The sequence below is a fragment of the Mycobacteriales bacterium genome, assembly GCA_035504215.1.
GTDB lineage: Bacteria > Actinomycetota > Actinomycetes > JAFAQI01 > JAFAQI01 > DATAUK01.
On record DATJSI010000095.1, the window covers coordinates 23861 to 38668 of the forward strand.

A 14808-nucleotide genomic window follows, 5' to 3' on the forward strand; every position below is an offset into this window, starting at 1 on the left:
CGAGCGCTGCGCATGAGCAGGGACGTCGTCGCGAGCGCCGAACGGATCGTCGTCAAGGTCGGCTCGTCGTCACTCGCCCACGAGAAGGGCGGGATCGACGTCGAGCGGCTCGACCGCCTGGTCGACGCGATCGCGGGTCGGGTGGCGGGTGGTACCCAGGTCGTGCTGGTGTCCTCGGGTGCGATCGCGGCCGGGCTCGAGCCGCTCGGACTGGCCAACCGCCCACGCGACCTCGCGACCCAGCAGGCCGCGGCGAGCGTCGGTCAGGGCATGCTGGTCGCCCGCTACAGCGCGGCGTTTGCGCGCCACGCGCTCACCGTCGGCCAGGTGCTGCTCACCGCCGACGACGTCGTACGTCGCGCTCACTACCGCAACGCGGCGCGCACGTTCGAGCGGCTGCTCGGCCTTGGCATCGTGCCGGTCGTCAACGAGAACGACACGGTGGCGACCGAGGAGATTCGCTTCGGGGACAACGACCGGTTGGCTGCCCTCGTCACACACATCGTCAACGCGGGCGCGTTGGTTTTGCTCTCCGACGTCGATGGCGTCTACGACACCGACCCGGCGCACGGCCCGGCCCGCCGCGTGAGCGACGTGCGGGACGGCGCCGATCTCGCCCAGGTGCGGCTCGGGAAGGCCGGCCGGCGAGGGGTGGGCAGCGGCGGGATGGCGACGAAGGTGGCCGCCGCGCAGATCGCCGCCGGGGCCGGCGTCCCGACGCTCCTGGCGCACGCGGACCAGGCTGCGGCGGCGCTGGAGGGCGCCGACGTGGGGACGTGTTTCCACCCAACCGGCCGCCGCGCCCCTGCGCGGCTGCTGTGGCTCGCGCACGCGACGAACGCCCGCGGCAGCGTCCGGCTCGATCCGGGAGCGGTGGCGGCCGTCGTCGAGCGGCGTACCTCGCTGTTGCCGGCGGGGATCGTGGCGGTCGAGGGAGAGTTCTCGGCCGGCGACCCGGTTGACCTGCTCGACCCGGCCGGGTTCGCGGTGGCCCGCGGGCTAGTGGCGTACGACGCCGACGAGCTGCCCGCGTTGCTCGGGCGCTCGACCCGCGAGCTGGGCGAGACGCTGGGTGCGGCGTACTCCCGCGAGGTCGTGCATCGCGACGACCTGGTCATCCTCGACCCCTGACCGCCATACGACACCCATGGCCCATCGGTGTCGCCAGGGCGGCACGCATGGCCCATAGGTGTCGCGCGGCGTCGCACCCATGGCCCATGGGTGTCGCGCGGCGTCGCACGCATGGCCCATCGGTGTCGCGCGGCGTCGCACGCATGGCCCATGGGTGTCGCGCGGCGTCGCACCCATGGCCCATCGGTGTCGCGCGGCGTCACACCCATGGCCCATCGGTGTCGCCAGGGCGGCACGCATGGCCCATCGGTGTCTCGACGGCGCCGCCCCTATGGGCCATCGGTGGGGCTGGGCCTGCCGTGGGCGGTCGCGGCGTCGTACCCCCGCAGTAGCGTCCACCGCATGGATGTTGCCGGCCGCCCGCCGATGGCAGCGGGATACGGGATCGCGACCGACGCCGAGGGGATGCTGCCGTTCGACTGGGCTGAGCAGCGGCTGACCGAGTCGCGCAACTACTGGGTCTGCACCACCCGCGCCGACGGCCGCCCCCACGCGATGCCGGTCTGGGGCCTCTGGCTCGACGGAGCCGTTTTCTTCTCGACCGATCCCGGGTCGGTCAAGGGCCGCAACCTTGCCGCTCGGCCCGACGCGGTCGTCCACCTGGAAAGCGGCGACGAGCTGGTCCTCGCCGAGGGTCGCGTCGAACGCATCTCGGGCGCGGAGGTGCCGGCCGAGTTCGCCGACCGGTACGACGAGAAGTACGGCCACCGCATCGATCTCGCCGACCCGTCATTCGCGTGCTACCGGTTGCGCCCGGATCGCGTCATCGCCTGGCGAGAGAAGGACTTCCCGACGTCGGCGACGGCGTACTCGCCGTAAAATTCACGCATGACGGTTGCCGAGGACGTGCTCGTCACGGCCCGGCGGGCTCGCTCAGCAGCGGCCACGCTCGCGCCGTTCCCGCGGTCGGCGAAGGACACGGCGTTGCTGGCGATGGCCGATGCCCTCGTGGCGAGCACCGCCGAGATCCTCGAGGCGAACGCGCGCGACGTCGACCGCGATGCCGACAACCCGTTGGTCGACCGGCTCCGGCTGGACGAGACCCGGGTCGCGGGGATGGCCGAGGGACTGCGACAGGTAGCCGGCCTGCCCGACCCGGTCGGAGAGGTCGTACGCGGCTCGACTCTGGCCAACGGCTTGCAGCTGCGACAGGTCCGGGTGCCGATGGGCGTCGTCGGCATCATCTACGAGGCGCGCCCCAATGTCACAGCGGACGCGGCCGGACTATGCCTCAAGAGCGGCAACGCGGTGCTGTTGCGCGGGTCGTCGAGCGCACGAGAAAGCAACGCGGCGCTGGTCGCGGTGCTCGCCGCCGCCGCGACGGACGCCGGTCTGCCAGCGGACTGCGTGCAGCTGGTCCCTGGTGACGACCATGAGTCGGCAAAGCATCTGATGCGCGCGCGTGGTCTCGTCGACGTACTCATTCCCCGCGGCGGTGCCGGGCTGATCCGCAGCGTGGTCGAGGAGTCCACCGTCCCCGTGATCGAGACCGGCGTGGGCAACTGCCACGTGTACGTCGACGCCGACGCCGACCTCGACATGGCGCTGTCGATCATCATGAACGCGAAGACGCAGCGGCCCAGCGTCTGCAACGCCGCGGAGACGATGCTCGTGCACGCCGACGTCGCAACTGAGTTCCTGCCTCGCGCACTCGCGGCCCTGCAGTCGGAAGGGGTCACGATTCACGGCGACGCGGCGACGGCGGCGTACTCCGACTCGGTCGTCCCGGCGACTGACGAGGACTGGGCGGCGGAGTACCTCTCACTCGACCTCGCGGTGCGTGTCGTCCCGAGCTTGCCGGAAGCGGTCGCGCACATCCGCAGGTGGGGGAGCGGGCACACCGAGGCGATCGTCACCGGCTCACTGCCGGCGTCGCAGGCGTTCGTCGCCGGGCTCGACTCGGCCGCGGTGATGGTCAATGCGTCGACCCGGTTCACCGACGGCGCGCAGTTCGGGTTCGGTGCCGAGATCGGGATCTCGAACCAGAAGCTGCACGCCCGCGGCCCGATGGGGCTGACCGAGCTCACGACGACGACGTGGGTCGTCACCGGAAACGGCCAGATCCGCACCTGACGCCGGCTGGCACCGCCTCGCGCACCCCCACACGCATGGCCCACCGGTGCGCTCTGACCCCACGCATGGCCCATCGGTGGTGCTCTGATCCCACGCATGGCCCATCGGTGGTGCCATCACCCCACCTATGGGCCACCGGTGGTGCTATCACCCCACCTATGGGCCATGCGTGGGGGCTCGCAACTGGCCGGTGGCCGGTGAAGCGGCTAGCGCTCGGCCTTCCAGCCGCCGTGCCCGAAGGTTCGGTGCACCCACTCACGGAAGGTGTTGCCCTCGCCGTACTCGGGGTCGGCGTCGAACACCGGGTTGCCCGATGGCGGCGGCAGCTGCGTCACCGCGTCGTCATCGAGGTCGCACCGGATGTACTCGGTCGTGATCTCGGCGATCTGGTCGCGGTCGACGAACTTCCGGCCGTGGTCGGTCTTGACGATCACGCCGTCGAACAGGTCCTCCGAGGGGATCTCGAGAACCTTCTCGAGGGTCCCGAACCGCGCCCCGCTCGAGGACAGCACCGGAACGCCCAGCGGCACGCCCTCGTACGAAACCGGCTCCGCGCCTTCGCTCACCACGACCTCCTCGTCGCCCCTTCGCCAGTCAAGCACCCCGGCAACGGGAGGGCTCGGACCCCGAGCGGCCGCAGCCAGCCCCGGTCTCGGCGGCGGCGTTCCGTACGACGGCCGCGCGCCGGTAGAATCGCGTTCTAGTCCCGTGTCGTCCCAGGGAGTCCGCATGACGTTGTTCGCGTCCCCGGACGACGTCCGCGAGCGGCTCGCCGCCACCGGCTACCTCGCCGACGACGCGATCGCGACGACCGTCTTCCTCGCCGACGCCCTGGGCAAGCCGTTGCTGGTCGAGGGCCCGGCCGGCACCGGCAAGACCGAGCTCGCCAAGGCGGTGGCCACCGCAGCCGGTGCCGGGCTGGTCCGGCTGCAGTGCTACGAAGGGCTGGACGAAGCACGGGCGCTCTACGAGTGGAACTACCGCAAGCAGCTGCTGCGGATCCAGGCCGCCGGCGAGCAGGCGTGGGAAGAGACCCACGACGACATCTTCTCCGAGGAGTTCCTGCTCGCGCGGCCGCTGCTCACCGCGATCCGGCGCGCTGACACCACGGTCCTGCTGGTCGACGAGACCGACAAGGCGGACGTCGAGGTCGAGGGCCTGCTGCTCGAGGTCCTGAGCGACTTCCAGGTGACCGTGCCCGAGCTCGGCACGATCGAGGCGGTACGCCGGCCCTTCGTCGTCCTCACGTCGAACGCGACCCGCGAGCTGTCGGAAGCGCTCAAGCGGCGCTGCCTGTTCCTGCACGTCGACTATCCCGACGCCGAACGCGAGAAGGCGATCGTGCTCAGCCGGGTGCCCGAAGTGGTGGATGCGCTGGCGGAGCAGCTGGTGCGCACCATCCGTACTCTTCGCGCGCTGGAGCTGAAGAAGTCGCCGAGCATCGCCGAGAGCATCGACTGGGCGCGGACCCTCACCGTGCTCGGCGTCGAGAACCTCGACGAGGCAGCGGTCGCGCGCACTCTCGGCGTCGTGCTGAAGCACGCCAGCGACCAGGCGCGAGCGGTCAAGGAGCTCGGGCTCGACTCGTGAGCGCTGACCCGACGACGAGCGACGGTCCCGGCGCGGGCGGGCTGGTCGACCGGCACGTCAGCTTCATGGGCGCGCTTCGCGGCGTCGGTCTGCCGGTGTCGATGGCCGAGTCGCTGGACGCCGGCCGCGCGATGGCGGCCATCGATCTGCTCGACCGCGAGCAGCTGCGTGCGGCGTACGCCGCGACGGTGGTGAAGCATCCGGCACACCGGCCGGCCTTCGACCGGCTGTTCGACCTGTGGTGGCCGCCCGCGATCGGCGACGGCGCCCGAGCGGATGACGCCGCAGAACACGCCGACGATCTCGACGAGATCGATCCCGCGGACCTGGCCGGGCTGCGCGAGGCGCTGCGCGAGCGGCTGCGCGACGTGCTGATCTCTGGCGACGACGAGGCGCTCCGGCGCCTCGCGCGCGAGGCCGTGAACGGCCTCGGCCGGACCGAGAGCGGGCAGCCCGGCCGCCAGTCGTGGTTCACCTACCGGGTCCTGCGCGCGCTCAATGCCGAGACGTTGATGGCGTCGCTGCTCGAGGCGGTTCTGCACGGTCAGGAGCGCGGCGGCCTGGCCGAGCGGGTCGCGCGGCAGATGCTCAGCGAGCGCATGCGGCAGTTCGAAGAGTTGGTCGAGTCCGAGGTACGTCGCCGGCTCGCCGAGGACCGCGGCGCCGAGGCGATCGCGAAGACGGCGGTGAAGCCGCTGGTCGAGCAGGTCGACTTCCTGCGCGCGTCGCGCGACGACCTGGTCGCGCTACGCCGCGAGGTCTATCCGCTCGCCCGCCGCCTCGCCACCCGGCTGACTGCGCGCCGGCGACTCGGTCGCCGAGGTCGGCTCGATGTCCGGCGTACGGTTCGCGCGTCGCTGTCCAGCGGCGGGGTTCCGCTGACGACGGTCTTCCGGCCGCACAAGCCGCACAAGCCGGAGCTGGTCGTGCTGTGCGACGTCAGCGGATCGGTGGCGGCGTTTGCTCACTTCACCGTGCTGCTCGCGTTCGCCCTCCGCGAGCAGTTCGCGAAGGTGCGCGTCTTCGCGTTCGTCGACACGACGGATGAGGTGACGCAGTTCTTCGACCGGGGCGGCGACGTCGTCGATGCGCTTGCGCGGATGTCGGCCGAGGCGGATGTGGTGTGGTTCGACGGGCACAGCGACTACGGGCACGCGTTCGAGGTCTTTGCGCAGAAGTGGCCGGATGCGGTCGGCCCCAAGGCGTCGTTCCTCGTGCTCGGCGACGCGCGGACGAACTATCGAGCACCGTCGCTGCCCGCACTGCGGTCGATCGTGCGGCAGGCCCGGCACGCCTACTGGCTCAACCCCGAGCCCCGGCAGTACTGGTCGTCGGGCGACTCGGCAGCGGCGGTGTACGGCGAGGTCGTGCCGATGGTCGAGTGCCGCAACGTCGCGCAACTCCAGCAGTTCGTCGAGGGTCTGCTCCCGGTCTAACCCAACCCGCGCCGGTAGCCTTCGGTGGTGTGAGCGATCTTGATGACGCCGCACGTCGTCGGATCGGTGTGATGGGTGGCACGTTCGACCCGATCCACAACGGCCACCTGGTCGCCGCGAGCGAGGTCGCCAGCCGGTTCGCGCTCGACGAAGTCGTGTTCGTGCCCACGGGCGAGCCCTGGCAGAAGACCGACCGGCCGGTCACGGCGGCCGAGGACCGCTATCTCATGACGGTGATCGCCACCGCCTCCAACCCGCGGTTCTGGGTGAGCCGGGTCGACATCGACCGCCAGGGTCCGACGTACACGATCGACACCCTGCACGACCTGCGCGGCCAGTTCGGCGAGGACAGCGAGCTGTTCTTCATCACCGGCGCCGACGCGCTGGCGGCGATCCTGGACTGGCACCGCTCGGAGGAGCTGTTCACGCTCGCGCACTTCGTCGGGGTGACCCGGCCCGGCCATCACCTGTCGGATCCCGGCTTCCCTGCCGGGGCGGTCAGCCTGGTCGAGGTGCCGGCGCTGGCGATCAGCTCGACGGATTGCCGGTCAAGGGTGCAGGCCGGTGAGCCGATCTGGTACCTCGTGGCGGATGGGGTCGTGCAATACATCGCCAAGCGCAACTTGTACGCGAAAGTAGGGTAATGGCCGGAAAGCGACGCAAGGGCAGGGATCCCGTCCCGCCCCGGCCGGTCGACCCGCCCGCCGAGCCGGCCCCCGAAGCGCCGACCACGCCGGCCGCGGATTCCGGCGGGTACGACGCCGCCCAGGCGCAGGCCCCGGCGCAACCGCTCGCCCAGCCGGCGGAGCCGCCGCTCCCAGCTCCCGAGCCGCCGCTGCCGCCGCCCGAGCCGCCGTTGCCCGCGCCCGAGCCACCGCTGCCGCCGGCCGAACCGCCACTTCCGCCGCCCGTTCCGGCACCGCCGCCGCCGGTCCCGGAACCGCCGTTGCCGCCGCCGACGCCACCGGTCGTGATGGCGCCGCCGGTCACGCGCCGGCAGGCCCGCCTGCAGCGCAAGCGCCAGCAGCAGCGTCGCGTCGGCATGGCCGGCGGCGTCGCGATCGCGATTGCGGCCGTCGTCGTGGTCGCGGCGCTGGTGTTCGGCGTACACAAGGCGGTGAGCCACAACAGCGGCCCGAAACGCACCCAGGCGACCGTTCTGCTGCAGGTGCAGGCCGGCAACCATACGGCTGCGGCGAGCGTGCTGCTCGCCCATGACCCGGCCACCAAGACCGGGGTCGAGGTGCTGGTGCCGAGCCGGGTGATCGCCGACGTGTGCGGCTACGGCACCCAGAACTTCGGATCGGTGCTCGCCCTGCCGAATGGCGAGGATGCCTCCCGCTCGGCGCTGTCGAACATGCTGGACAACGTCTCGGTCGACGGCTCCTGGATCGTGTCCGAAGCGCAGCTCGCCAAGCTGATCGATGTCTTCGGCGGCGTCACCGTCGATGTCGACACCAATGTGGTCCGGCACACCGGTGGCGGCGGCGGGCAGATCCTGATCCCGGCCGGGTCGAACGAGCATCTCGATGGCACGAAGGCGGTCGAGTACGCGCTCTACAGCAGCGGGTCGGACGGTCAGGCCGCCCAGCTCGCGCGGCTCAGCCGGGTCGTCGACGGGCTGCTTCAAGCACTGCCGACCAACCCGACCGCGGTGGCGGCTGCGCTGCGCCAGCTCGGTGCGGGCGGTACGTCGACGCTCGGCGCGACGAAGCTCTCGAGCCTGCTGGCCGGCTTGGCGGGGGACAGCCGGCGGTCGTCAGGGCTGTTCCCGACCGACCTGCCGGTCACGGCGATCGACGCGGGCGGCTCGAGCCCGTCGTACGAGGTGGACAACTCCGCGACCGGAGTGCGGCAGCTGGTGCAGACCCAGCTGGCCAACTCGGTTCCGGCCGGCGCGGACAAACAGCGGACGAGCGTCGAGCTGCTCAACGGCGTCGGCACGCCGGGCCTGGTCCTGAGCGCGTGCGCGCGGCTGTCGGCACACGGCTTCGTGTACGCCGGAAGCGGCAATGCGGCGACCTTCAACAACCCGACGTCGAGCGTGGAGATCCGCTCGGACAACGACATAGCAGTCGGGGACTCGGTTGCGCAGGCGCTCGGGCTGCCGACGAAGGACGTGCAGCGAGAGGGAATCGGCCAGAACGTCGCGGACGTGATCGTGATCCTCGGCGGCGACTACCGGCCCTGATCGGCGGCGTACCGGGGCGGCGCGCGCGTGAGTCGTGACAGGCTGTAGGGGACCGTTTCGCCGAAGACCGAGGATCGACTTGACCGCAGCACCCCGCAGCATCGAGCTGGCTGAAGCCGCCGTGAGCGCCGCCGCCGACAAGCTAGCGACCGACCTTTCCATCATCGACGTCAGTGACCGGCTCGTGATCACCGACTGCTTCGTGCTGGCGGCCGCGTCCAACGAGCGTCAGGTGAAGGCGGTCGTGGACGCGGTCGAGGAACGGCTGCAGAGCTTCGGCGTGAAGCCGGTACGCCGCGAGGGCGAGCGTGAGGGCCGGTGGGTGCTGCTCGACTTCGTCGACGTCGTCGTACACGTCCAGCACAGCGAGGAGCGGACGTACTACTCGTTGGAGCGGCTCTGGAAGGACTGCCCGACCTTGCCGTTGCCCGCGGACGCGCTGCCGCCGGCCTCGTGAGCGCGCTGCGCCGGGTGGTCCTGCTGCGGCACGGCCGGACCGACTGGAACGCATCGGGGCGGTTCCAGGGTCAGCTCGACTCGCCGTTGGATGCCGTCGGTCGGGCGCAGGCCGCGGCCGCGGCGGTTGCGGTCGCTCCGATGCAGCCGAACGCGATCGTGTCGTCGGACCTCGCGCGGGCGCTCGACACCGCGGCCGTGGTTGCCGCCGAGTGCGGCTTGCCGCTCGAAGCCGACCCGCGGCTGCGGGAGATCCACCTGGGTTCCTGGCAGGGGTTGACCCGGGCCGAGGCGCGGGAGCGCTTTCCGGAGGAGTACGCGAGCTGGCAGGCAGGCGAGGACCGGCGGCGTGGGGAAGGTGAGACCTACGCCGAGGTGGGCGCGCGTGCGGCCGAGTGCGTGACGGAGCGGCTCGGCCGGCTCGGCGGCGACGCGTTGATCATCGCGGTGACGCACGGCGGCACGGCACGCGCGACCATCGGCACGCTGATCGGGCTGCCGGCGGATTCGTGGTGGCGGCTCGCGCCGCTGTCGAACTGTCGCTGGTCGTTGCTTGCGGATATGGGCCGCGGCTGGCGGTTGGAGGAGCACAACGCCGGCAGCCCGCCCGAGGAGGAGACCGGCGACGACGCGCGCTGAACGGACTTAACGCGCGGATCTGCCCGAATCGGTTGCGCCCGGCCGGTGAATGGTGCGAGTGTGTGCCCAGCCTGACCTGGGGGTCCCATGAGAACTTCAGTGCGCCATTTCGCTGTCAGCACCGGGCTCGTCGCCCTGGTTGTGACCGGTTCCGCGGTTGCCAGCATGCCGTCGGTCGCGAATGCGCGACCCGCCGCTGCGTCCTTCGACGGGGCGAGCTTCGACCCGCCCACCCAGACGCTCACCTCGACCACGCACAAGAAGCTGCGGGTCAACTTCTTCGCCTCGATCGACCAGAACGGTTTGGGTAGCGGGTTCAGCCAGGCGGCTGGGTTCACCATCACCCGCAAGGGCGTGCCCGAGACGCACGACTGGACCTTCCCGATGAAGAAGGCCTTCACGTTCAGCACGAAGACCGACAAGGGCTCGATCAAGACCAAGTCGCAGCTCTCGCCGTACGCAACGGTCAACCTGACCTTCGCGCCGAACGGCAAGAAGCACACCTCCACCTGCGGCAAGTACAAGACCATCCGGGTGCCGGTGAAGGTGAAGGGCTCGTTGACGTTCGACACCCGGTCGGGCAAGCACGGCTGGGGCAAAGTGCACGCGAGTCACCTCTCCGGCAAGACTGTCATCTACTACGAGACGGGTGACCAGACGACGTGCAATCCGGGCGGTTTCACCCTGGAGTGCGGGTCAGGCATCTCCTGGAACGCATCCCACTCGATTGGTACGACGGACGGCGACGTCGCCTTCTCGGGATCGATCGACACCGTCAAGGGCAAGACGGTGAAGACCTTCTACGCCAGCCGCACGACGACGTTGAGCAAGCCCAAGGGCTCGACCCGTGGCGATACGACGTACGTGACGAAGTCGAACTCAACCCTCACGATCGACAAGGCCAATGACGCGACCCTCGTGGTCAAGGGGACCGGGCCGGTGACCGGATCGGTGACGATGGCGAGCCCGGCTGCCGGCTCAGCGAGTCCGCCGCAGGCATGCGGGAAGGGCAAACACGAGGTCTTCACGAACTGGCAGGTGACCTACACCAACGGCAAGTCGCCGCTGGCCGTCCACGAGCAGATCGAGGGCACCTACAAGCTCCCGAACATGGGTACTTCCGACTACACGAACGACATCGACAAGACGGTCGTCAGCTAAGCGTCCGGCCACGGCCCCGGACGGCGTCTGTAGACTGGTCGCCGTTTCGGGGCTGTGGCGCAGCTGGTAGCGCACTTGCATGGCATGCAAGGGGTCAGGGGTTCGAGTCCCCTCAGCTCCACCAAAGTGGGTCTTCGGATCTCAGCGGGGCGCGCCTGCCTGGAGATGGGACGAAGGCGCTTCAGGCTTGAGGTGTGACCCAACAAGTTCGAAGCGCCTTCGTCGTGTTCGAGCCTAGCGAGATCGTCCAGGCACTGGTGGGGCTCAAGGACGTCCGGGTTCTGTACTACGAGCGTCGCGGGCCGCAGGTCGATCTGGTGATCGAGCAGGTCGTGACCGACCCGCAATGTCCGAGCTGTGACGGTCCGGCGCGGGTGAAGGAGCGCCCGCTGGTCCGGTATGTCGATCTGCCGGTCTATGGCGCCCCGATGCGACTGGGCTGGCGTAAGCACCGGATGCGCTGCCCTGATGCGGGGTGTCCGAGACGCAGCTGGGTGCTGGGCGATCATCGGATCGCGGCGAAGGGCTGTCTGCTCACGACCCGGTCGGCGAAGTGGGCGACTGTGCAGGTCGGTGGCGGCCGGACCGTGTCGGAGGTCGCTGGCGAGCTGGACTGCGACTGGCACACGGTCAACGACGCGGTCACGACTTACGGTGAGGCGCTGCTGGCGGCGGACCGTAAACGCTGGACCAAGACCCGAGCGATCGGGCTTGACGAGACCAGTTTCGTGCGGCTCGCCGACGCTCACACCAGCTACGCGACGACGGTCTGCGATGTCGAACATCACCAGATCATCGAGATCCTGCCCAGCCGTCATTTCGTTGACGTCGCTGGGTTTCTGGACAAGCAGTCCGCCGGCTGGAAGGGCCAGATCGCCTTCGGCGCGTTGGACATGTCGAACACCTACGCCGCGGTCTACACCGTGGTGCTGCCGAAAGCGGCGCAGGTCGTCGACGCCTTCCACGTCATCCGTCTGGCCAACCTGGCGTTAGACACCGTCCGGCGCCGGGTGCAAAACGAGCAGACCGGTCACCGCGGCCGCCGTGGTGACCCGCTCTACCGCGCTCGGCGGCTGCTGGTCGCCGGCGAAGAACGCCTGACCGACAAAGCGACCCAACGTCTGACCTCGCTGCTCGCCCTCGGCGACCCCCACGCCGAGGTCGCGATCGCCTACCGGGTCAAAGAGCGACTCCGCGACTTCTACCGCGAACGCGACCCGGACCAGGCCCGAGCGATCCTCACCGAGCTCATCGCACACTGCCACCGACCCGCCATGCCAGCCGAGCTCCGCAAGCTCGGTGAGACCCTGAAACGCTGGTTCGACAAGATCTGCAACTACCACCTTGCCCGCGTCAGCAACGGGCCCACCGAGGCACTGAACAACCTGATCAAACGGATCAAGCGGATCGGGTTTGGGTTCCGCAACTTCGACAACTACCGGATCAGAGCACTGCTCTACGCCGGCAAACCGAACTGGCGAGTACTGAACTCGATCATCGTCCGATGAACCCAGCACCCCGTCAGGATCCGAAGACCCACCAAAGTGCTCGCATGAGAACCCTGCCCCTCGTGAACGCCGTCGCTGTAGACCTCGGGTGTGCCGCCGGCGGTCTGACCTGTGGGCGAGTTTTCGAGACGGTGGTGGACGTAGGCGGGAACGATCCGTGAGAGCAGATTGCCGAATGGCTCGTTGCAGTCGACGCTGATGGTTCGCTCGCGCGTTTCCTCGTCTTCGTCGATGTAGATCCTGGTGAGGAAGGCTTGGTTGACTAGCCGTCGCACTCGATGGCACAGCCTTCCGGTGGTATGACGCTGCATCTGGAGTCTGGGTGTTTGAGTGACAACCATCGGCTGCTGGCCATTGAATGGGCGACGTGCTTGTCACAGTGATTCGCGGGCAGGAAGCGGCGCGCGAGGGATGGCGGCTGCTTGAGGCTGGCGCCTCGACCGTAATCGACGAGCCGCGGGTGGCTGGCGGCGGCTGGTGGTTGGTTGAGGCAGAGGATGCTACGACGCCGGTTACTGGCGCGGAGTTGGCGCTGGGCGTTTCGGCGTTGGGTGCGGATGCCCTTGTCATCGAGGCGGGCGCGGCAGATGCGGGTCTGATCTGGACCGTCGACGCGGAGTCCAGGGCGGTGAGCGAGGCGTGGTTCGGTCTGATGGAGCTCGCCGTTGAAGAGTCGGTGACAGTGGCTGCACGCGATCGGGTGAATGCGTGGCTGGCGGCGAATGCGCCGAAACGCCTTCGTGAGCCGAGTCGCTTGAAGTTATGGACTGGGCTATGCGACATGAGCGGCCGCGAAGCTATTCCATACTTGCTGTCGCGATGGGGCTGGCGCTACGTGCCCGGTCGTGACTCGGCCGCGCTTTTCTCGAACTGTCTCGGCACCGAGAACCAAGTACCCCCCTGGGTGGGTGAGAGTCCGCTTCGGGAACCATCGTTGCGCTGGGTGTTGGGTCGCACGCTGGACATGCAGCTCGGCATGTGGGACGCGGATCACCCTGGGCCTCCGGTCCAGATATGGCCGAACGACAGGGAAGGCCGAGCAGCGTGGAGGCACGCGCAGTATCAGCGGGAGGTGCTACCGATCCTCGAGTCGACCACGTTGCCGGGAGAGCGCCGTTGGACCGCAATCCGGGGTGAATCGGCGACAAGCGCGTTCTTCCACTACGACGACCGAGCCCGGCGAGCCTCGGTGGTGGTTGCTCTTCCCGACCGCCCGAGAACACTTCAGGCGATGATCAACGGCCGGATGCGCCTGATGCCGTCGCAGGCAGAAAGGGTCGGTCTGACGGAACCGACAACGGATCCGACCCCTGTCGAAGTCGCTATCAGCTCCGTCGGTGAGGCCGAACGCGTCGCTTGGGCCCTGCTCAGCAATTGGATGCCGGCGACCTGGGGGGTCGACCCGTCGCCCTTCATGGACGTCCCAGACGACGTGCCACGCGGATTCCTCCCGACCTGGAGGTGGATGCTGTCCCGCGAGCAAGGCTAGATACCGAGCGCCACTCGGCCCACCGGCTAACCGCCTCACGATGGATCGCGGCTATCCTCTGATGGCAGTAATTCGGCAACAGCGTAAATCTCGCTCGCCATGTCCGTCGGTTCTAGACCCTCAGCTCCACCGAGAACCCCGCAAGTCATAGCAGCGCCGTGTCCCGCTGGCGAACCGGCTCGGGCTCGCGCTCGACCAGAACTTCGCTGCGAACCTGATCCGCGAGGTCGTCAGGAGCGGTAGGCGCCCGCGCGTCGTACGACGGCGACCACCGTCACCACGTGCTGTTGATCGTCGACTCGGTAGATCACGCGGTAGGTCCCGCGGCGTGCGCTGTAACGGTCGCTCAGCGGAGGCTCAAGGCGCTTGCCGACGCGGTGGGGCTTGGTCAGCAGCGGCCCGACGACGAACTCGTACGCGGCGAACGCAACCGACTCGGGGAGAACGTCAGCGAGTTGGCGCCGCGCGGTCGGAGAGATAATCAGTTCGTAGCGCGCGTCGCTCACGCGGTCTCTCGGCGTCGCTTCATCGCGGCGGTCAATGCCTCGAGATCCTCGCCCTCATCCCGTGCAAGTTCTGCGTCTGAGGCGGCGAGCTGCCGCAGCACTTCGGTGTCGGACAGGACGGCGATCGTCTCTTCCAGTGCCTCGAGATCTTCGACCGCGAGCAGCACTGCGGACGGCCGACCATGCACCGTGACGGTGACTCGTTCGTGGTGACCGTGGACTCGGCTGACGAGCTCGGACAGATGCGCCTTGACGTCCGCGAGCGGCATGACCCCGGACATGGTCATAAGTATGACCAGATCCGCGTCAGCTTGTCCAGCACGACAGGTGATGCGACGGACGGAAGCTGCTACGGCAGGCCGGCGCGGATGAACTCCTGCTGGAGGCGTGGCCGGCGTCGGTGGGTCTCGCGCAGCTCTGCGATCAGCTCGTCGACCTCGGCCGCCTGGTCGCTGCCGTTCGCGAGCTTCCGCATCTTCGCGAGCCGCCTGGCCGCGTACCGGTAGTTCTGCGCATTTGCCGTCTCGAGTTCGTTGTGGACGAGCCGGGCATGAATGGGAAGTACGGCGAGCGGGTCGATCTTCTCGTGGCCTTCACCAGGTCGCTCCACGCACGATCGCTGTCGAGG

At 69.1% G+C, this 14808-nt stretch carries 16 protein-coding genes and 1 tRNA gene; 13 read left to right on the forward strand and 4 right to left on the reverse strand.

Features of this window, described 5'->3' with window-relative positions:
• Positions 1-6 precede the first annotated feature (6 nt).
• The 3 genes from proB to VME70_11835 all read left to right on the forward strand — a co-directional run bounded on the left by proB (position 7) and on the right by VME70_11835 (position 3204).
• Positions 7-1131: a glutamate 5-kinase gene (gene proB / locus VME70_11825; GenBank protein ID HTW20885.1), complete on the forward strand. Its 1125-nt coding sequence runs from the start codon at positions 7-9 to the stop codon at positions 1129-1131.
• A 342-nt stretch (positions 1132-1473) separates the two neighbouring features.
• Positions 1474-1950 carry a pyridoxamine 5'-phosphate oxidase family protein gene (locus VME70_11830; protein HTW20886.1) on the forward strand — a complete coding sequence of 159 codons (477 nt, stop codon included), beginning with the start codon at positions 1474-1476 and terminating at the stop codon, positions 1948-1950.
• Positions 1951-1959: 9 nt separating this feature from the next.
• Positions 1960-3204 (forward strand): glutamate-5-semialdehyde dehydrogenase, encoded by a 1245-nt coding sequence (locus tag VME70_11835; protein HTW20887.1) that lies wholly within the window; start codon positions 1960-1962, stop codon positions 3202-3204.
• A gap of 206 nt (positions 3205-3410) precedes the next feature.
• On the opposite strand, the gene VME70_11840 is transcribed toward VME70_11835, so the two are convergent.
• Positions 3411-3770: a hypothetical protein gene (locus tag VME70_11840; protein ID HTW20888.1), complete on the reverse strand. Its 360-nt coding sequence runs from the start codon at positions 3768-3770 to the stop codon at positions 3411-3413.
• A gap of 163 nt (positions 3771-3933) precedes the next feature.
• On the opposite strand from VME70_11840, the gene VME70_11845 reads away from it, so the two are divergent.
• From VME70_11845 to VME70_11890, 10 genes are all read left to right on the forward strand, one after another.
• Entirely contained in the window at positions 3934-4794 is an 861-nt protein-coding gene (locus VME70_11845; protein ID HTW20889.1) for a MoxR family ATPase, read from the forward strand.
• Positions 4791-6230 carry a VWA domain-containing protein gene (locus VME70_11850; protein ID HTW20890.1) on the forward strand — a complete coding sequence of 480 codons (1440 nt, stop codon included), beginning with the start codon at positions 4791-4793 and terminating at the stop codon, positions 6228-6230. The genes VME70_11845 and VME70_11850 overlap by 4 nt, the downstream gene beginning before the upstream one ends.
• A gap of 29 nt (positions 6231-6259) precedes the next feature.
• Positions 6260-6874, forward strand: a complete 615-nt coding sequence (gene nadD, locus VME70_11855) for a nicotinate-nucleotide adenylyltransferase (protein ID HTW20891.1) — start codon at positions 6260-6262, stop codon at positions 6872-6874.
• Positions 6874-8421, forward strand: a complete 1548-nt coding sequence (locus tag VME70_11860; GenBank protein ID HTW20892.1) for a LytR C-terminal domain-containing protein — start codon at positions 6874-6876, stop codon at positions 8419-8421. The genes nadD and VME70_11860 overlap by 1 nt, the downstream gene beginning before the upstream one ends.
• Before the next feature lie 79 nt (positions 8422-8500).
• On the forward strand, positions 8501-8878 hold the full coding sequence (rsfS, locus tag VME70_11865; protein ID HTW20893.1) for a ribosome silencing factor: 378 nt from the start codon (positions 8501-8503) through the stop codon (positions 8876-8878).
• Positions 8875-9516, forward strand: coding sequence for a histidine phosphatase family protein (locus tag VME70_11870; GenBank protein ID HTW20894.1), 642 nt, complete (start codon positions 8875-8877; stop codon positions 9514-9516). The genes rsfS and VME70_11870 overlap by 4 nt, the downstream gene beginning before the upstream one ends.
• A gap of 165 nt (positions 9517-9681) precedes the next feature.
• The gene (locus VME70_11875) at positions 9682-10677 is read left to right on the forward strand and encodes a hypothetical protein (protein HTW20895.1); all 996 of its coding nucleotides are present in this window, start codon (positions 9682-9684) and stop codon (positions 10675-10677) included.
• A 48-nt stretch (positions 10678-10725) separates the two neighbouring features.
• Positions 10726-10801, forward strand: a tRNA-Ala gene (locus tag VME70_11880).
• A gap of 70 nt (positions 10802-10871) precedes the next feature.
• The gene (locus VME70_11885) at positions 10872-12185 is read left to right on the forward strand and encodes an ISL3 family transposase (GenBank protein ID HTW20896.1); all 1314 of its coding nucleotides are present in this window, start codon (positions 10872-10874) and stop codon (positions 12183-12185) included.
• 358 nt (positions 12186-12543) lie between these two features.
• A complete protein-coding gene (locus VME70_11890) occupies positions 12544-13674 on the forward strand; it encodes a hypothetical protein (protein HTW20897.1) in 1131 nt (376 codons plus the stop codon).
• 230 nt (positions 13675-13904) lie between these two features.
• Here the strand turns inward: VME70_11890 and VME70_11895 are convergent, their stop codons facing one another.
• The 3 genes from VME70_11895 to VME70_11905 form a co-directional block, all read right to left on the reverse strand.
• Complete coding sequence (locus VME70_11895) at positions 13905-14180, reverse strand: type II toxin-antitoxin system RelE/ParE family toxin (protein ID HTW20898.1); 276 nt, start codon at positions 14178-14180, stop codon at positions 13905-13907.
• Positions 14177-14467, reverse strand: a complete 291-nt coding sequence (locus VME70_11900; protein ID HTW20899.1) for a type II toxin-antitoxin system Phd/YefM family antitoxin — start codon at positions 14465-14467, stop codon at positions 14177-14179. The genes VME70_11895 and VME70_11900 overlap by 4 nt, the downstream gene beginning before the upstream one ends.
• A gap of 62 nt (positions 14468-14529) precedes the next feature.
• On the reverse strand, positions 14530-14808 hold a 279-nt coding region (locus tag VME70_11905; protein HTW20900.1), incomplete at its 5' end, for a hypothetical protein.